The organism is Actinopolyspora biskrensis (assembly GCF_013408175.1).
In the GTDB taxonomy this organism is placed as follows: Bacteria; Actinomycetota; Actinomycetes; order Mycobacteriales; family Pseudonocardiaceae; genus Actinopolyspora; species Actinopolyspora biskrensis.
Genome location: NZ_JACBYW010000007.1, coordinates 150,574 through 169,036, shown reverse-complemented (window position 1 = coordinate 169,036; position 18,463 = coordinate 150,574). Strand labels below are relative to the sequence as shown.

13 protein-coding genes are annotated in these 18,463 nt (G+C 69.8%); 6 read left to right on the top strand and 7 right to left on the bottom strand.

The features are described from left to right. Positions 1 to 32: 32 nt before the first annotated feature. Positions 33 to 959 carry a nucleoside hydrolase gene (locus FHR84_RS18530; protein WP_179536797.1) on the top strand — a complete coding sequence of 309 codons (927 nt, stop codon included), beginning with the start codon at positions 33 to 35 and terminating at the stop codon, positions 957 to 959. A gap of 68 nt (positions 960 to 1,027) precedes the next feature. Beyond that, entirely contained in the window at positions 1,028 to 2,089 is a 1,062-nt protein-coding gene (locus FHR84_RS18525) for an oxidoreductase (protein ID WP_179536796.1), read from the top strand. Positions 2,090 to 2,608: 519 nt separating this feature from the next. On the opposite strand, the gene FHR84_RS18520 is transcribed toward FHR84_RS18525, so the two are convergent. Both FHR84_RS18520 and FHR84_RS18515 read right to left on the bottom strand, forming a co-directional pair. Beyond that, positions 2,609 to 3,088: a Dps family protein gene (locus FHR84_RS18520; protein WP_179536795.1), complete on the bottom strand. Its 480-nt coding sequence runs from the start codon at positions 3,086 to 3,088 to the stop codon at positions 2,609 to 2,611. Positions 3,089 to 3,259: 171 nt separating this feature from the next. Beyond that, complete coding sequence (locus FHR84_RS18515) at positions 3,260 to 3,814, bottom strand: NADPH-dependent FMN reductase (RefSeq protein ID WP_179536794.1); 555 nt, start codon at positions 3,812 to 3,814, stop codon at positions 3,260 to 3,262. 471 nt (positions 3,815 to 4,285) lie between these two features. On the opposite strand from FHR84_RS18515, the gene FHR84_RS18510 reads away from it, so the two are divergent. Then, a complete protein-coding gene (locus tag FHR84_RS18510) occupies positions 4,286 to 5,365 on the top strand; it encodes an alpha/beta hydrolase fold domain-containing protein (RefSeq protein WP_179536793.1) in 1,080 nt (359 codons plus the stop codon). Positions 5,366 to 5,470: 105 nt separating this feature from the next. On the opposite strand, the gene FHR84_RS18505 is transcribed toward FHR84_RS18510, so the two are convergent. The 3 genes from FHR84_RS18505 to FHR84_RS18495 form a co-directional block, all read right to left on the bottom strand. Continuing rightward, positions 5,471 to 6,076: a methyltransferase domain-containing protein gene (locus FHR84_RS18505; protein ID WP_179536882.1), complete on the bottom strand. Its 606-nt coding sequence runs from the start codon at positions 6,074 to 6,076 to the stop codon at positions 5,471 to 5,473. A gap of 180 nt (positions 6,077 to 6,256) precedes the next feature. Then, positions 6,257 to 8,833 carry a LuxR C-terminal-related transcriptional regulator gene (locus tag FHR84_RS18500; RefSeq protein ID WP_343075325.1) on the bottom strand — a complete coding sequence of 859 codons (2,577 nt, stop codon included), beginning with the start codon at positions 8,831 to 8,833 and terminating at the stop codon, positions 6,257 to 6,259. Positions 8,834 to 8,909: 76 nt separating this feature from the next. Further along, positions 8,910 to 10,253: an Hsp70 family protein gene (locus tag FHR84_RS18495; protein WP_218863240.1), complete on the bottom strand. Its 1,344-nt coding sequence runs from the start codon at positions 10,251 to 10,253 to the stop codon at positions 8,910 to 8,912. A gap of 460 nt (positions 10,254 to 10,713) precedes the next feature. Here FHR84_RS18495 and FHR84_RS18490 point away from each other — a divergent pair, with 460 nt between their 5' ends. From FHR84_RS18490 to FHR84_RS18480, 3 genes are all read left to right on the top strand, one after another. After that, complete coding sequence (locus FHR84_RS18490; protein WP_179536791.1) at positions 10,714 to 11,667, top strand: IniB N-terminal domain-containing protein; 954 nt, start codon at positions 10,714 to 10,716, stop codon at positions 11,665 to 11,667. A gap of 340 nt (positions 11,668 to 12,007) precedes the next feature. Beyond that, a complete protein-coding gene (locus FHR84_RS18485) occupies positions 12,008 to 13,819 on the top strand; it encodes a dynamin family protein (RefSeq protein WP_343075324.1) in 1,812 nt (603 codons plus the stop codon). After that, on the top strand, positions 13,816 to 15,306 hold the full coding sequence (locus tag FHR84_RS18480; protein WP_179536789.1) for a dynamin family protein: 1,491 nt from the start codon (positions 13,816 to 13,818) through the stop codon (positions 15,304 to 15,306). Before FHR84_RS18485 ends, FHR84_RS18480 begins: the two co-directional genes overlap by 4 nt. On the opposite strand, the gene FHR84_RS18475 is transcribed toward FHR84_RS18480, so the two are convergent. Then, positions 15,300 to 16,595: a glycosyltransferase family 87 protein gene (locus tag FHR84_RS18475; RefSeq protein WP_343075323.1), complete on the bottom strand. Its 1,296-nt coding sequence runs from the start codon at positions 16,593 to 16,595 to the stop codon at positions 15,300 to 15,302. The two genes, FHR84_RS18480 and FHR84_RS18475, sit on opposite strands and share 7 nt — an antisense overlap. Before the next feature lie 397 nt (positions 16,596 to 16,992). Further along, on the bottom strand, positions 16,993 to 18,444 hold the full coding sequence (locus FHR84_RS18470) for a catalase (RefSeq protein WP_179536787.1): 1,452 nt from the start codon (positions 18,442 to 18,444) through the stop codon (positions 16,993 to 16,995). Positions 18,445 to 18,463 lie beyond the last annotated feature (19 nt).

Sequence of the window (18,463 nt, the reverse complement as noted above, 5' to 3'; positions counted from 1 at the left end):
AGCAGCCCCGGAGAAACACAGAAGGCGACACCGTGAAACGAATTCTGCTCGACTGCGACCCCGGAATCGACGACGCGCTGGCGATCGCTCTCGCCCACGGCAGCCCCGAAGTGGAAGTGACGGGCATAACCACCGTGGCGGGAAACGTGGGGCTCGAACACACCACGCCGAACGCCCTGGCGCTCGCCGAGTTCTACGGCATGGACGTTCCGGTCGCGCGCGGAGCGGCACGCCCGCTCGTGCGGCCGGGCAGCGCCGCGTCCGACGTGCACGGCAACACCGGGCTCGGCGACGTGGTCCTCCCGGCGGCCAAGGCCGAGCCGGTGTCCGAACACGCGGTGGACCACATCGTGAACACGATCGCCGCCTCCCCCGGCGAGATCAGCCTCGTCGCGGTCGGGCCACTGACCAACATCGCGCTGGCGCTGCGCAAGGAACCGCGCATCACCGAGTGGGTGCGGGAGTTCGTGATCATGGGCGGCTCCTACACCCGCGGCAACTTCAGCCCGGCGGCCGAGTTCAACATCGCGGCCGACCCGGAAGCGGCAGGCGTGGTGTTCGAGGCCCCGTGGCGCACGGTCATGTTCGGTCTGGACCTGACCCACCAGGCCAGGGCCACGGCCGCGGTGCGGCAGCGCTTCACCGGGCTGGGACGCCTGCAGGACGAGCTGCTGAGCCCCTGCCTGGACTTCTACGGGAACAATCGGCAGTACCGCGAGCACGGGCCCGCGATCCACGACGCCTGCGCGGTGGCCTACGTGATCGCTCCCGAGCTGTTCACCCTCACCGAGGCACGAGTGGACGTGGAGACCTCCGGCCGGTTCAGCTCCGGGATGACCGTGACCGACTTCGCCCCGGAGGCCGAGAGCAACGCGGCCGTGGCGATCACCCTCGACCAGGAGGGTTTCTGGGACCTGGTCACCGACGCGTTCGAGCGGGTGTCGAGCGCGATGGGCTGAACGGGCGTTCGGGAGTGACGTAGGGAACGCAGCGGAATATTCCGCTCCGCAGCGGAGTCCCAGCGGGTGTGAGTCAACTGTTCGAACCCGTCAAGTTCCGCGACGTAGACATCCGCAACCGCGCCTGGGTCTCGCCGATGTGCCAGTACTCGGCCACCGACGGCGTCCCGGACGACTGGCACCTGGTGCACCTGGGGCAGTTCGCCACCGGCGGAGCCGGGCTGGTGATCAGCGAGGCCAGCGCCGTGACCCCGGAAGGCAGGATCAGCCCCGGTGACACGGGGCTGTACAACGACGAGCAGGTGGCCGCCTGGAAGCGGATCACCGCCTTCATCCGCGCCCAGGGCGCCGCGAGCGGCGTGCAGCTCGCCCACGCGGGCCGCAAGGCCTCCACATCGGCCCCGTGGGAAGGCGGGCACAGCCTCTCGGCGGAGGACGGCGGCTGGACCACCGTGAGCTCCACCGGCGAGGCGTTCGGCCAGCTGACAGCGCCCCGCGCGCTGAGCACGGAGGAGGTCGCCGCGCTGCCGGGGCGGTTCGCCGGGGCGGCCCGCCGCGCCGACGAGGCGGGCTTCGACGTGGTGGAACTGCACTTCGCGCACGGCTACCTGGCCCACCAGTTCTACTCCCCGCTGGTCAACGACCGCACCGATGAGTACGGCGGCGACTTCGACGGCCGCGTGCGGCTGCTGCTGGAGATCACCGAAGCGGTGCGCGAGGTGTGGCCGGCGGGCAAACCGCTGTTCGCGCGGATCTCGGCGACCGACTGGACCGAGGACGGCTGGAGCGGTGCGGACTCGGCACGCCTGGCCGGGCTGCTGTCCGCGCGCGGTGTCGACCTGGTCGACGCGTCGACCGGCGGAGCGCTCCCCGGCGTTTCCATCCCGGTCGGGGCCGGCTACCAGGTTCCCTACGCGCGGCGGATCAAGCAGGAGTCGGGGGTGCCCACCGGCGCCGTCGGCATGATCACCTCACCCGAGCAGGCCGAGGAGATCGTGGCCTCCGGGTCGGCCGACTCGGTGCTGCTGGCCAGGGAGCTGCTGCGCGACCCGCACTGGCCGCTGCACGCGGCCGACCGGCTGCGCGCGGACTCGCTGTGGCCCCGTCAGTACGAGCGGGCCGCCCGCTGAGCGTCCGCCTCTTCGGACGACCCGATCCCGGCGGGGGCGGGCGCTGCCCGCCCCCTGTCGAGGAATCGTCCCGGGTCCCCGGCAACCGTTCCACGGAGGCGGGGACCCGGGGCGACCGAATCACCACCGAAAACCGATCGCGTGGTCGGAACGGATCACCCGGTGGTTCTTCGTTCCCGATCCGCGCGGACGCCACCCGGAGGTCCACATGGGACGGTCGTCGTCCCCGGGTGCGACCGCTGCGGGCCGGGAGGTTCGGATCTTTCTTCGGCGCAGGCCGCTCACCACCACCTCAGCGCTCGCACCGCCGAACTCCCACTGGAACCTCCAACAGAAGGGCTCCGTCCAACGCAGGCGCTCTGAGCCTGGGCAGGACGAGAAGCTCCGGCGCGTGAGTCGGATGCATCGCCAGGCCGGGCCGCCCGCCGCGTAGGTGGCTACTCAAGAGCGGCCCAACGCAGCAAGGCGCCGACTCACGGGACGGCTACCCAGCCACCCACGCAAGCGGTGCCGTGAACCCTACGAAGCTTTGGCCTGCCACATCCAGTGAGCTTCCTCCAGCTTGGCCGCCACGGATATGAGCAGGTCCTGGGTCACCCGATCGGTCTTGTCCGTCTCGTCGATCCGGGCCCGCAACCTCTTGATCAGCTTGTCCAGCACCTCCACCATCGCCGCGATCACGTCGCTGTCGCGGCGCCAGCCGGACTCGAACTCGGGCACCCCCGAACTCTCGGAGACCGTGCCCGCCCGCGCGTCCGGGGAGGCGCCGATGGCGGCGGCGCGTTCGGCGACGCTGTCCGCGAACTCGCGCGCGCTGCTGACCAGCTCGTCCAGTTGCAGGTGGACGCTGCGGAAATCACTGCCCACCACGTTCCAGTGGGCCTGTTTGGCAACCAGGTGCAGGTCGACGAGGTCGACCAGAGTGCCCTGCAGAGACTTGGCCGTTATGTCCCGTTCGGCGTCGCCCAGCGGGCTGGTGATCGGACCCTTCTCGGCCATTTCGTCGCACCTCCTCGCAGCCCCCGCTACGACATTGGAATCCGGGGGGCCTACCTGGAATACCCGAGCGATCGAACCGTGAAACCCGGTCCCACCGTCACCGCGGACACCCCGCACCGGTTCCTCCGGCCCCGGGCTCCGGCACCGAGCCACCTCCTCGGAAACGGGCCTTCAGCGTCCGAGCGCGAAATCGGCCACCTGCCCGCCGATGGTGTGCAACGTCGAGGTGACCTTCTCGTCGGCGCACTCCCCACCGGGGCCCAACCGGGTCTCGGCCGAGTTGACCGCCGCCCCCAGGGGGGTGGGCCAGCCGCGCAGCGCGTGGGCAACCGAGCGCAGCGCCTGCATGGTGTTCACGGTCGCCTGCCACCCGTAGGCGATACCCACGCATCCGACCGCTCTGCCGTGCAGGTAGGGACGACGGTCGTCCCGCAGGTCCTCCACGTGGTCCAGGGCGTTCTTCACCAGCCCGGACACCGTCCCGTGGTATCCGGGGGAGGCGAGCACCACCCCGTCCGCCTCCCGGAGGGCGTCCACGAGTTCGCGAGCGTTCGTGACACGTTCGGTGACCGCCGGGTCGTAGAAGGGCATGACCAGCCCGTTCCCGGTTATCGCGTGGACCTTCGCTCCGCTGTCCCGCGCACCGGCCAGCGCCGCGTGCAGGGCACGTTCGGACTGCGAATCGGCTCGAATCGAACCGCCGATCCCCACTACGGTCACCGCCATGGAAAAAATCCTTCCCGAATCCGCGTGTTCACCGGACACCGGCCGGTGAACCGCATTTCACTACAAGGTGTAACCACTCATCGAGGCCACCACCATTCGATCGGTTGGACCGACCGAGCCACGGTATGGGTTCGACCGCGCTCCAAGTCAATCGCCGCCCACGTGTCTCGCACCACGCACTACCGAGCGGTAGCCTCAGCGTAGTGCGCCTCACACGGCGAGAACCAACCGAGATCGTCATCCAGGCGGTTCGAGCCGGGTGATCCGCTCCGGCGTCCTGGTCCGGCTCACCGCGAGACCGCGGGGCACGTGGCACGGGTCGCCACGGGGGACGCCTCGCGACGTGCCCGAGGCGGAACCGGGACGACGCCCCACCGAAGTACGCAGTTCCGAAACAGGCACCGAGCCACCCCGGCGGGGCGGAAGTCACCGCCCACCACCCTCGGTTCCGATCGTGGAAAGGTCCCAGCCGTGTCCAAAGCTCTCGACGTCATCCCGCACTCGCTGCAGAAGCACGCCCAGTCCGCCGTGCTGCACGGGCTGCTGAAACTTCCGCGTCCGCTGCTCCGCCGCATCGCGGGAGCCCCCGTCCGGCTCGACGGCCAGGAGCTCGCCCTGGAGGTGCAGGCGTTGCTGCGTCTCCAGGCACTCACGGGTCAGGAGCGCATGGCCGCCGAGACACCGGAGGGGGCACGGGCCGGGATGCTCCGGGGACTGGAGGTCACACGCGGCGCCGAGATCTCCGGGGTGCACGTCAGCAAGCGCTCGGTCCGGACCCGTTCCGGCGAGCTCGACGCCCGGTTGTACCGCCCCGAGGGGTTGACCGAGCCCGGCAGCCTGCTCGTGTTCTACCACGGCGGGGGCTGGGTGGTCGGTGACCTCGAAACGCACGACGAGCTGTGCCGCTTCCTGGCCAAGTACGCCGACCTCCGGGTGCTGTCGGTGGACTACAGGCTCGCTCCCGAGCACGCCTTCCCCGCCGCCGCCGAAGACGCCGTGGACGCCTACCAGCACGTGCTGGACAACGCCGCCGACCTCGGTTCCAGCCCCGACTCCATCGCGGTCGGCGGCGACAGCGCGGGCGGGAACCTGGCCGCGGTGGTCGCCCAGCACGCCGTCGCGAACGGGCTCAAGAGCCCGGTGCTGCAGTTCCTGCTCTACCCCGCCGTGGACGCCAGCACCCGCAGGCGCTCCCGCGAACTGTTCGGCAACGGTTTCCTGCTCACCGACGGGGACATGGACTGGTTCATGGACATGTACCAGCCGGACGTCTCCGAACGCGCCGATCCGCGGCTCTCGGTGCTGCTGAACGAGGAGTTGGAGGGCCTGGCTCCGACCGTGCTGATCACGGCCGGCTTCGATCCGCTGCGGGACGAGGGCGAGGAGTACGCGCGCCGGTTGTCCGCGGCGGGAGTCCCGGTGATCTCCCGGCGTTTCCCCGACCTCATCCACGGGTTCGCCAACCTGCTCGGCGCGAGCACCAGGCTGCGGGAGGCCATGTTCGAGACCGTGGGTCAGCTGCGCGCCGGTCTCGCGCTGCACTCCGAGTAGAGCCGCCTCGCCCCGCTCGCGGACGCCGCGCCGGGATCCGCGCGGTTTCGCGCGAAACGTCCCACCGCGCGGCGTCCGGCCGCCCGCACGAGCGGGCGGCGCCGGTCACCGCAGGCGTCGCGCCCGCAGCACGACGTCGTGAACGTGGTGCGTGCCCTCGGGGGGCGGGGCGGTCCGCGGGCGGGTTTCGTCGACCAGCACGGTCCAGTCCTCGTCGAGGAGCCCGGCGATGTCGGCGGGCCGGTAGTAGTCGCCGGGATCGAACTCGCGGTCCTGCCCCGGGGGGAGGTCTGCGAGGTCGTGGCTGCCGACGAGCAGGGTGCCTCCGGGGGCGACCGCGGCCAGCAGACCGCGCAGCGCGGCGTGGTCCGGCTGGTGCGGGAGCGGGAAGTACTGCACGGACACCAGGTCGAACGCGCCCTCCGGAGGTGGCGTGCCGGTCGGGTCGCCCCGGGTCCAGGCCACGCGCTCGGCGAGCTCGGTGTCCGTGGCAGCGGCGGCGCGTCGCAGGGCGACCCGGGAGATGTCGACCGCGGTGACCCGCCAGCCGCGTCGAGCCAGCCAGAGCGCGTCGGCGCCTTCGCCGCATCCCACGTCGAGCGCCTGCCCGGGCGGCAGGTCGGCGACCTCGGTGGCGAGCACCCCGTTGACGTCGCCGCTGAAGAGCCGCTCGCTGCCGCCGTACTTGTCGTCCCAGAACTGTGCGTCCACGTCGTCCTCGCCTTCGGTCGCCGGGGCCCCGTGGCCGACGGCCCCTCGGGGCGCCGTGGCCACTTCCGGCACCAAGCTGCCCTCACCGAGCCCCGGATGACAAAATCATTTGCCAAAACAGCAAAATGAGGTCGCGAGCCGCGGCGGAAACGGCGCACCTGCCGCGGTCCTCCCGGACGATCAGCGCCCCAGCAACGAGCGCAGCCGCGTGAGCAGCTCCTCGCGGGTCGAGCAGTCCAACCGCTGCTTGATCCTGCCCACGTGGTGCTCGACGGTCTTGGCCGAGATGAACAGGCGCTGCCCCACCTGCTTGTAGGTCATCCCGCCCAGCACGAGCTCGGCCACCTCGCGCTCCCGGCCGCTCAACAACTCCCCCTCGCCGCCCGAGGGCCCCACACCGCTCGTGCCGTCGGCCGGGTGCCGGTACGGACGGGGACTTTTGCCCTGCAGGGACCGGGCGCACTCGAGCAGGGAGAGCATCGCGCGCCGGTCGGTCGTGCGGAGGGCGGCCTGCCCGGCCAGTCCGGCGCCGTCCCACACCAGCCCCACCCCGCACAGCCCGCGAGCGGTTCGCCGGACCAGCTCGTCGTCCACGTCCCCGTCCAGCAGCCGCAGCCACACCTCGGCCGCCTCGGACAGCGCGGTGACGAACTGGCCGCGCCCGGACACCCGGGCGAGCGCGGCCGCGTGCTCGGCGGCCCGCTCGCGCTCCTCGAGCACGATCGCCGCCTGCAGCTCCCTCCAGTACAGCGGAGCCGCCCACAGCGGGGGCTCGTCGAGCTTGTTCAACAGCTCGTGCGCCTCGCGCAGCTGCGGCAGCAACCAGTCCCGGTCGCGCAGCCGCGCCCCCGCGACGACCAGTTCACTCAGCGGCAGCAGGGCGAACAGGTCGGCCGGGTGCTCGGCGACGGCCTTGCGCGCCCGGAGCACCGCGCGCTCCAGAGCCGACATGTCGTTGTCCCTGCTGGCGATCCCCGCCTCCAGCGCGATCGCCACGAGCCGGTCCCTGGCCGGCAGCGCGGCCGGATCGTCGACCACCCGGTCCAGTTCGCGTCGTGCCGTCGTGGTGTCGCCCTTCAGCAGCGGCAACCACACCGCGAGAAGCCGGTGCCGCTCCCGCGCCAGCGGGCCTCCCGTGTCGGCGGCGAGCGCCCTGCCCAGCACGGAGTCGGCCACGTCGAACTCGCCGCAGTGGGTGGCGACCGTGGCCGCCACGGCGGCGGGCGTGTCCGGCGCCAGCAGTTCCTCACCGACGGGCTCGGCCAGCGAGGCCGAGCGCACCAGCGTCGAGAGCGCCTCGGAGTCCGAGCCGGTGACCGAGTCGTACAACCCGCGAGCGAGCTGCTCCCCCGCCCCGGAGACCGAAGTCGGAGGTCCCGTGTCCGGCCAGTCGCGCAGCAGCTCCCCCGCCTCGGCGATCCGCCCGGTGTCGACCAGCCCCAGCACGGCGAAAGCCGTATCCCCCGCCCAGGGGACGTGACGCGCCGACCAGCGACACAGCTCCGCGGAGCGCTCGGGCAGCCCCCGGTGGGCCAGGACCGTCGCCGAGACCCGGATGGCCAGGTCCCGCTCCGGTGCGGACTCGTCCACGATGACCCGGTCGGCGGTGCGCACCGCCTCGTCGAGCCCTCCCCGCATGGCCACCGCCCTTGCCCTGCGCGCGGCGACCGAGACGGCGGGCGAACCGGTCGCCACGGCCGAGTCGAACATGCGCACGGCCAGCTCGGGCGAGTCGAACAGCACCTCGCGGCCGGCCGCCTCGAACCCGGAGGCGAGGACCGGATCGGTGGGCAGCGCGGAATCGGTGCCGAGCAGCGGGCACATCAACCGCGAAACGGGCCCCGCCCGATCGAGCTGGTTGCGCACGAGCACGCGCAGCACGGCCAGCCGCTTCTCCCAGGAGGTGAGCGCGAGCACGGCGTTTCGCACGAACGGGTGAGGAGCGTCCGACTCGTCCAGCAGACCCGCCGCGCGCAGTTCCTCCATCGCGGGCGCGATCTCGGTGGACTCCACGCCGAGCACGGTGCCGAGCAGCACCGGGTGCGTGGTCCCACCGACGGCGAGGGCGGTCAGGCAGCGGCGCGCGAGCTCGTTCAGCGCGTCCAGCTCCTCCCCGAACCGGTCGAGCACCAGCCGCGGCAGCCGCACCTCCTCCGGATCGGCGAGCTCACGCGGATCGCACGCCTCCAGGGTGTGCCTCACCAGCGCCGGGACTCCTCCGCTGAACGCGCGGATCCGCTCGACGGTTCCGGGGTCGTACGAGACCCCGGACATCCGCCGCAACTGCTCACCGACCTCGCCGGAGTTCAGCTCACCGAGGGAGACCACGGGGCGGTTGCGGCCAAAACCCGAGATCAGCTCGGACAACGGTTCGGGGCACGGCCACGGGCGGCAGGCCAGGACCACCCGAAGCGGCCCACCGGACACCAGCGGAAGCAACTCGCGCAGCGTGCTCTCGCTCAGCAGGTGGGCGTCGTCGAGCAACAGCGCCGTCCCCCCGGGCTCCGGCTCCGCGAGCACTGCCTCCACCGAATCGTGCACCGCAACGCCCGCGTCCCGGTAGAGCCGGGCCAGCCGGGTCAGCAGCGTCGTCTTTCCGCTTCCACCGGCGCCGCGCACGACGGCGGTGACAGGCTTGGACGGATTGGCGGCTATCTCTTCCCGAAGTCCTTCCGCCGCGCGCGGTTGGACGACCTCCCACGGGTGGTGTGCGGACCCCGCGTCCGGCGCGGGCCGTGTGGCGCTGGGGTGGTTCACGAACGGTCCCAATCGGTGAGCGGTGTTCGGTGTTCGGGCTTCGCGTTCCGTCTCCGCGTCGCCCGTACGTCGGGGATCACTTGCCGACCTGTTGCATTACTCCCGGAAGTGCGGGTTGTTGGCTTCCGCCGAAGCCCTGCATGACTGTCATCACCAGCCCGAAAATGATCAGCAGTGCCGCCAGCGACAACTTGACGACCTTGAGAGCTTTCCGCTGCGGAGGGGATTCGATGTGCATCGGCTCGACTTCCACCGGCGGGCGCGGTGGCTCGGCGGTGGGATCCGAGGACACATCGTCGATCACCGCCTCCGCTCCGTCCACATCGTACTCACCGGAGGACGCGGAAGGGGAGTTGTCCTCCCCGGCGCCCACGCGCATCAGCACACTCGTCTCCGCGCCCGCCACGGCACGATCCGTTTCCGCCGACAGCGCCTCCGCCGCCCAGCACGCCGCACCGCGCGCGGCCACGAGTTCGGGCGAACCGTCCACCCGCACCGGTGACTCGATTGTTTCCAGCCCGGGCAGTGTCCCGTAAAGACGCTGCTGGACAAGATTCCGCAACAACGGGGTCCGGGCGGGACCGCCGGCCAGCACGACCGCCTCGAGGTCCTCCGGGCTCAACGAGGCCGACTGGATCGCCTGGACCAGCATCTCGGGGAGCCACTCCAGGTACGGGCGCGCGAGCCGCTCGTAGTGGGCACGGGCCAGCGGCACCTCCCCCGAACTCGCGGGAAGCAGCACGTTCACCCTGCTCGACTCCCGGTGGGAGAGCTCCTCCTTGGCCTTGGAGCACTCCGCCCGCAGCCGGATCGCGGCGCCGCGGTCGCGCGGTTCGGCCGGATCGAGGCGACTCACGGAGTCCCCGAAATCGGCGCGGACGCGCTCGAGCACCAGGTCGTCCAGATCGGACCCGGCGGGTTCACCCGATTCCACGGGAGTTCCGAGGAACTCCAGCCCCGAACCCGGCCCCCGCGCGGCGCCCGGGACGCCGTCCGAGTCGTGCGGCTCGTCCTTGCGCAGCACGGCGGCACTGGAACCACTGCCTCCGAGGTTTCCGACGGCGATCGACCCGCCGTTCGGAACGCGTTGTCTGGTCACGTAGTCCACGGCCACGGCCAACGGCTCCGACAGGAGGGTGACGTCGGTCAGTCCCAGTTCGGCGAGCGCCAGGTACAGCAGGTGCGTCCGGTGGGCTCCCCAGGACGAGCTGTGCGTGACGGCGATGTGCTCGGCCGGATGTCCGTGCCGGTGCGCCACCTGATCGGCCACCCACTCGATCATCGTGGCCGCCAGCCGGTGCGCGTGCACGAATTCGCCACCGAGGAGCAGCGGCGCGTCCTCGCCCAGGGCGGAGACGAAGCCGGAACAGCCCCATTCGTGTGACTCGGCCTGTTTCGCGGCGGCGGCCTCTCCCGCCAAGTACCCACCGTCCGGTGACCGAGCCACGACGCTCGGCACGTCGGGACGCGTGGCCCCGAGCGGAAACGGTGTCGCCGGCGTCCAGCGTCCGCCGTTTCTGCCCATCACAGCGGCCGAGGTCGTGCTCGTACCCAGATGAACCCCGAGAACGTAAGGCATGCCATCCCTTCCGGCCTACCCGGCCACACTTCCTGTCACAGGACGATCACACGGGGTTCGCCCGGAAAGCCCGCCGGTCCAACCTAGCGCGGACTCGATTACGCAAAGATGTGACCCGTCCCATTGATCCCCTAACGAGTGAAACATCAAAGTCCCCTAACAGGTTCACCAATAACTAGGAGTGGCTCCCGATGGGCGACCCCCATCCCCCGCCGTAACTTGTTGGGCAAGGAACAAGGGGATCGGTCAACTCGCCCTACCAGCGGACCACCTACGGCTTGAGTTCAGGAGAACGCCAGCGATGCCGAACGCACAGCCGGAGCAGGCCACTGGGCGAGACGATTCCGAGTTCCCCACCCCAGAACCGGTCGCCTCGCAGGCAGCCGCCCCGGGACAACCGACGCTCCAGGAATTCCTGACCCGCCTCGTCGGCAACCCGGAGACGCGTTCGGCGTTCGACGCCGATCCACGCGGCACGCTGGACAACGCCGGCCTGGGGGACTTGAACGCGGCGCAGGTGCTGCACGCCTCGTCACTCATGCTGGACTACGCGCCGGCCGACGTCGTGACCGAACACGGCCGGACCGCACAGCCCAGCATCGACACGTTCACGGCGAGTACGCAGCACGTCGCGATCAACCAGCTCGAACCCGGACAGAACAACGAGCAACAGGAAGCGACGGAAACCATGAGCGTGGACAACTCCCCCGCACCCGACTTCTCCTCCGACGGCGACGTCGACCAGGAGATGGAGCAGAACCAGCAGCAGGGTCAGGAGACCAACGTCGACGTCGACAGCAGCGTCGAGAACCAGGACTCCCACAACCTGATCAGCGTGCACGACGTCGCCAGCGGTAACGACGTCGCCAACAACGCCGTCGGCGTCGTGGGCAACACGGTCGGCGGCACGGTGGACACGGCCGGTGACACCGTCGGCAACACGGTCGACAGCGCCCTGGGCACGGTCGACGGCACGGTGGACACCGCCGGGGACGTCGCCGTCGGCGCGGGCGGCGCCGCGCTCGGCACCGTGAACAGCACGCTGGACGACGCGACCAGCACCGTGGACACCACCGCGAGCAACGTCACGGACGGCTCCACGCTGGACGGTGCCACCGGCGCGGTCGGCAACACGCTGGACGGTGCCACCGGCACGCTGGACGGCGTCGCCGGCGGCGCGGTCGGCGGCGTGGTCAACGAGGCCGAGGGCGTCGTCGGGGGCGTCACCTCGGACCTGCCGCTGGACGCGCTCTGATCCACCCGGAGACCGAGCGGTCACCGCGAACGGTTTCCGAAATCACGGCACCGCCGTGAGTGTGCTCTGACCTGAGCGGGCAGAACCGCCGGGTTCCGTGTGCCCCCTCTCTCCACGGAACCCGGCGGTCACCGGGCGAAGCCGCGGTGCCCCGCTCGGAACCCCCGGAGAGAGACGAGAACCGCCCCCGGCGGCACCACCGCACCGAGCGCACGAGTCCCGGACAGCGCGGTCCCGGGCACTCGTGCTCCGGTTGCTCGAGTTGAACTTCTCACCCAACACTCCGTAGCTCCGGCTGGCCGATTTTTCCTCCGATCGTGTAGCCGTGCACAATCCCAACGTGATCGAAACGGCACTCGTGGAACTCATCGACCGCGCGGAGGCCGAGTGTGCCGAGGCACAGCGGACGGATCTGGGGAACCGATTACGGCAGATTCGCAGTCGGGTGCTCGATCCCGCCCAGCTCGTGCTCGTCGTCGGCGAACCCGAGCAGGGCAAGAGCGAGCTGATCAACTCGCTGGTCAACGCGCCCGTCTGCGCCACGGGTGAGAACGTGAGCACCACCGTTCCCACCGTCGTGCGACACTCCTCCGAACCTTCGGCACAGCTCGTCGAGCAGGAGACCACGCAGAGCGCCGTCGGAGGCGACAGACTTCCCGTGCCCATCGACCGGTTGCACGACGAACTGGACAGGGCCGTGCACAACGGCCGTTCCGTCAGCCGGAGCGAGGTCGGGCTCCCCCGCGCCCTGCTGGAGAACGGGCTCGCCCTCATGGACACCCCGGCCGTCGGCGGGGCGGTCAGCTCGCTGGGAGCGATCACCGAAGCCGCCGTGGCGGAGGCCGACGCGCTGCTCATGGTCTCGGACGCGACCCAGGAACTGACGACCAACGAGCTGAACTTCCTGCGCAGAGTGACCTCGATGTGCCCGAACATCGCACTCGTGCAACCCAAGACGGACTTCGTGCCCGACTGGCGCCGGATCGTCGAGCTCAACCGCAAGCACCTCACCAACGCGGGCATCGCCTGCAAGATATTCGCGGTCTCCTCCAAGATCCGCTCCCGCGCCATGCGCGACAAGAACCAGGACCTCAACGCGGAGTCCGGTTTCCCGCCGCTGCTGGACTACCTCCGCAAGGAGATGGCCAGCGCCCACGAACAGCTCACCCGCAAGCTCGTGGCGCACAACGTGACCGAGGCGATCGACCAGATCACCAACTCCCTCCGCGAGGAGCTCAACAACCAGAGTCCCCGGACGGCCACCGAGACGCTGCTGGAGCTGGAGGCGGCGCAGCGCCGGGCCGAGGACCTCAAACGGTTGTCCGGACGCTGGCAGAAGACCCTCTCCGACGCGGTGCAGGAGCTGTACTCCGACATCGAGTACGACTTCAGGGAACGCAGCTGGGCCGTGCTGCACCAGGCCAACGAGACACTGGACGAGGCGGACCCCGGAACCACGTGGGACGACTTCGAGGACTGGCTGCAGGAGAGCCTGTCCGATGCGATCGCGGAAACCTTCGGCTGGCTGGACCGGCGCAGGGAGCGGATAACCGAACAGGTCTCCGACGAGCTGCTCCGGGAGCACGTGCGGACCCTGCCCAGCAGCGATCCGATCCCCGTTCCCGACCCGCTGCAACGGGTCCCCGAACCCAAGGCCCCGAAGAACGCGGGCTTCCCGCGCAAGGACCAGATCCTGACCGGGCTGCGCGGGTCCTACGGGGGTGTGCTGATGTTCGGCCTGATGACCAGGATGGCTGGACTGCCGCTGATGAACGTGGTCTCCATATCCGCGGGGCTGCTGCTGGGCAGCAAGAGCCTCAACGAGGAGAAGGACAGCAGGCTGAAGCGCCGCCAGGCCGAAGCCCGCGCGGCGGTGCAGCGCTACGTCGAGCACGTGGTGTTCCAGGTCAACAAGGACGCACGCGACTCCATCCGCCACATGCACCAGACCCTGCACGACCACTGCAACCGGATCACCGAGCAGGCCCAGATCAGAATCAGCCGATCCATTCAGGACACCAAGCGCATGGCAGAGCAGAACGCCGTGGACAGGGACGCGCGAGCCAGGGAGATCAAGAAGAAGCTCGAGGAGCTCAACGTGCTGCGCAAGCGGGCCAGTACGCTGACGTCCAACCGCATCGCAGCAGCATGAGCGCACCGAACGACGGCGAGAACTCCCCGACGGGACTGCTGGGGCAGGCCAGGGCGCTGCTGCTGCGGACGATGACCTTCTACCGCGACGACCCGCGCACCGCGGGCTGGTTGCGCACCCGGTTGGAGAGGCTGTCCGAACCACTGCGCATGGCCGTGACCGGCCGGGTGAAGTCGGGCAAGTCGACTCTGGTCAACGCGCTGGTCGGATCCGAGCTGGCCCCGAGCGACCCCGAGGAGCGCACCCAGGTCAACACCGTGTTCCGCTACGGGACCGAACCCAGGATCACCGTGCACACCCCGCACGGGACCCAGCAGACCATGTCCACGGGCAAGCTGGACCCGGCCACCATCCGCGACCTGCAGCGTTGGCGCCCCGACGAGGTGGCCAGCCTGGTGATCGAGTCCCCCTCGCCGGGGCTGCAGGCGATCACGCTGATCGAAACCCCCGGTGTCGCCTCCACGGCCGTGCAGGAAACCGGCAGGTCCGCGTTGGCGCAGATACTCTCCGAGGCCGACGCGGTCCTGTACCTGACCCGCCATCCACAGCAGACCGACATCCAGTTCCTGCACTCGGTGCACGAGCTGCGGGTCGCGCGCAGGGCCCCGATCAACACCGTTCTCGCGCTGTCCAGGGCCGACGAAGCGGCCACCGGCAGCGACGACTCGGTGGACACCGCGGAGCGAATGGCCGCCCACCACCGGCGGGACCCGAAGGTGCGTTCCTTCGCGCAGTACGTCGTCCCCGTCGCCGGGTTGCTCGCCCAGGCCGGGGCCACGCTGGACCAGCGGCGCTTCGACGCCCTGCTCGGCCTCGCCGCGCTGCCCCGGCAACGGCTCGAGGAACAGCTGCTGTCGGCGGACAGGTTCTCGAAGGCGAGCGAGCCGGAGGACCTCGACGCCGATACCAGGCAGACCCTGCTGCGCGAGTTCGGCCTGTTCGGGTTGCAACGGGCCCTGGCACTGCTCGGGCAGGGCACGAGCGACTTCGCCAGGCTCCGCACGGCGCTGCTGGACGAAAGCCGGATCGGCGCCCTGCAGGAAGCGGTGCACCTGCAGTTCGTGGAACGCCAGGAGGCGCTGCGCGCGCGTTCGGTGCTGATGGCCGTGGACATGGTTCTGCGGGCCAACCCCCGTCCGGGCAGCAGGCAGCTCCAGGGGGAGCTGGACAGGTTGCTGTCCAACGCCCACGAGTGGGACGAACTGCGCACGCTCTCCGGGCTGTGGTCGCGGCAGCTGCGCCTGCCCCCGGGACTGCGCGAGGAGGCCGAAAGACTGCTGGGCGCCCACGGCCCCCAGCCGCAGGCCCGGCTCGGTGTCCCGGCGCAGACCCAGCCGCGGGAGCTGGCCGAACGTGCGGGGGCGGTCACCCGGCGCTGGCGGGCGCTGGCCTCCGATCCGCTCTTCGACCGGGCGCACCGCGAAGCCGTCCGCACCGTCCAGCGCAGCTGCGAACGGATGCTGGCCGCGCTGTGCAACGCTCAGTGACCGATCGAAGTTTTCTGTTCGGACTGGCGTGGGTGGTTCCGTGGCGGAGCCTCCCGCGGCGGCCGTATGGCACCACCGATCCGCGCCGGTCGTGCGAGCCCTCCCGCCGTGGCGGAGGTGTCCGAACGAGTACGGGGTCGCCACGGCACGTTGCCCGCGGACACGTCGCGCCCCAGCAGCGTCACCAGCAGCGCGAGAACCAGTCCCACCCCCAGGAGCACGTAGGAGGCGGCGCTCAACTGGGCCAGCGGCCCGAGCTCGACCATGCTGCTCCGCCCGGCCGGGAGATCGGTGTACGGCGCCGCCCTGGTGACGACGATCGCCGCCGCGGCGGCGAACAGCCACGGGAAACCGCGGTTCAGCACTCCGTGCAGGATCATCAGCAGTATGGCCGGGGCGATCCACACCCAGTGGTTCGACCAGGCGGTCGGTGAGACGAGCAGGGAGAACACGCCGATGGTCGTCACGGCCAGCGGCGCACTGCCGCGGTGCGCGCAGTAGGCGGTCACCGCGGCCAGCAGCAGGCAGAGCGCGATCCAGCCGACGAAACGTGCCGTCGGGGCGAGATCCGTCCGGGACAGCACGGCCAGCACCGACTGGTTGCCGCGCAGCGGTGATCCGAACGCCGCGGCCGCGGGACCCCGGCCGAACCAGTACTCCACCGAGGCCCCGAAGTCCACCAAGAAACCGACCAGAGTGGCGGCGACAAAAGTCGCCACGACCGAAAAGACCGCGCGGAAATCCCTGCGTAGCAGAAAAAGGAGCACGAAAGCGGCCGGGACCAGCTTCACCGCGGCCGCTGTTCCGATCAACATTCCTCGCGGCCAACGCGGCGCGGAAACCAGACAGTCGAAAGCGACGAGCCCCATAAGAACTATATTGATCTGACCCTGCCAGAACGAGTTCGCCACCGGGTCGATCAGCAGGGAGGCCTGCGTCGCCACGACGGCGGTCGCCAACGCCGTCCTGGCTCCCGCCCGGGGAACCACACGCCGCAGCACCAGGTACAACGTCCCCACGAGCGCGGCCACGTTGACCAGGTACAGCAACGCGATGTCCAGTTTGAGCGGCAGCACGGCCAGCGGGGTCAACGGCAGAAGGGCGAACGGCGGATAAACCCAGGGAAGCGGACCGTCATTGCTGACCGGAGAATGCGAGGAAAGTATGTTCCCACCGGAGAGCCAAGTGTGGACCGCTCTGCGGTAAACCTCGTGGTCGGGCCAGTTCTCCTGACTCATCACCCCGGAAAGCAGTGTCCACAAAAGCGCCCCCGCCGACACCGCCGCCACCAGGGGAGCGTATTTCTCGAGGAACCGGTGTAACTTGGCCCGCGAATCGGATCCCTCTTCACCCGGCGGGAGTTCCGAACTCCTGACCAGGACAGCACGACCTTCGAACATCTCCAACAAGCTACATCAGCAACACCCGTTCACACCCCGATCTCGATCCGATAACTAGATTTTTCCCACTTCGCTCGCGCCCCACCACTCGCGATCCCGGTGGGCGGCGGACCACGCGACAGCCCCACGACAGCGATCGGGCCCGGCAGTGCGCGCACTACCGGGCCCGATCACGTGGTGGGAAGCGACAGTCAGCGGGAGCCCGGCCGACCCGGGCTCTCACCCGGTGGCCACGGGGCGGACGACCCCGTGGCCACCGCGACGCCTCACGCGAATCCGCGAAGCGTCAGTTCTGGACCTTCTCGGCGATCTTGTCGCCGGTGTCCTTGTCCACGTTGCGCCAGTACTGCAGCGCACGCTCCAGGATCGGCTGGCTGACGCCCTTGGAGAGGTGGCCCGCGACGTTGTTCACGAAGCGCTGCCGCTCCTCGTCGCTGAAGACCTCACGGACCATGGCCCCCGCCTGGCCGAAGTCGTCGTCCTCGGCGTGCTGCTGGTAGGCGGCGCGGACGACCTCCTGCTCGATACCGTGCGCGGAGTCCTCGCTGCCGTTGCGCGTGTCGGCGTGCGCCCCCCCGTAGGAGTTCGGCGCGTACACCGGGTCCTGCCCGTAGCTGTACCGCATCGGGCCGTCCTTGGAGTAGGAGTTCACCTGGGAGGTGGGCCGGTTGACCGGCAGGTCCATGTAGTTCGGGCCGATGCGGTAGCGGTGGGCGTCCGGGTAGGAGAACAGCCGACCCTGCAGCATCTTGTCCGGCGAGGTTCCGATGCCCGGGACCAGGTTGGACGGCTCGAAGGCGGACTGCTCGATCTGCGCGAAGTAGTTGTCCGGGTTGCGGTCGAGGACGAACCGGCCGACCTTGATCAGCGGGTAGTCGCCGTGCGGCCACACCTTGGTCAGGTCGAACGGGTTGAACCGGTACTCCGCGGCGTCCTCGAGCGGCATGACCTGCACGTACAGCGTCCAGCTCGGGTTGTTGCCGGACTTGATGCTGGACCAGAGGTCGCGGATGTGGGCGTCGCCGTCCTCACCGGCCAGCCGGTCGGCCTCCTCCTGGGTGAGGAAGTCGTGCCCCTGGTCGGTCTTGAAGTGGTACTTGACCCAGAACTTCTCGCCCTTGGCGTTCTCCCACATGTAGGTGTGCGAACCGTAGAGGTTCATGTTCCGCCAGGTCTTCGGGATGCCCCGATCACCCATCAGCCAGGTGACCTGGTGGGCCGACTCGGGGCACTGGGTCCAGAAGTCCCACTGCATGTCGTGGTCGCGCAGGTGGTTGTCCGCGCGGCGCTTCTGGGAGCGGATGAAGTCGGGGAACTTGATCGCGTCCCTGATGAAGAACACCGGGGTGTTGTTACCCACGAGGTCGTAGTTGCCCTCGGAGGTGTAGAACTTGATGGCCGTACCGCGCGGGTCGCGCCAGGTGTCGGGGGACCCCAGCTCACCCGCGACCGAGGAGAACCGGATCAGCGTCTCGGTCTTGACGCCGGGCTGGAACAACGCGGCCTTGGTGTACTGGCTCACGTCCTCGGTGGTCTCGAAGAAGCCGAACGCGCCACCGCCCTTGGCGTGCACCACGCGTTCGGGCACACGCTCACGGTTGAACTGCGCGTTCTTCTCGATCATGTAGTGGTCCTGCAGCAGCACAGGACCGTTGGGGCCTGCCGTCAGCGAGTGGTCGTCGCTGGCTACCGGAATGCCGGCATTGGTCGTCGTGGGCCGTGGCGAACTCACGATCATTCCTCCTCGTGGTGGTTTG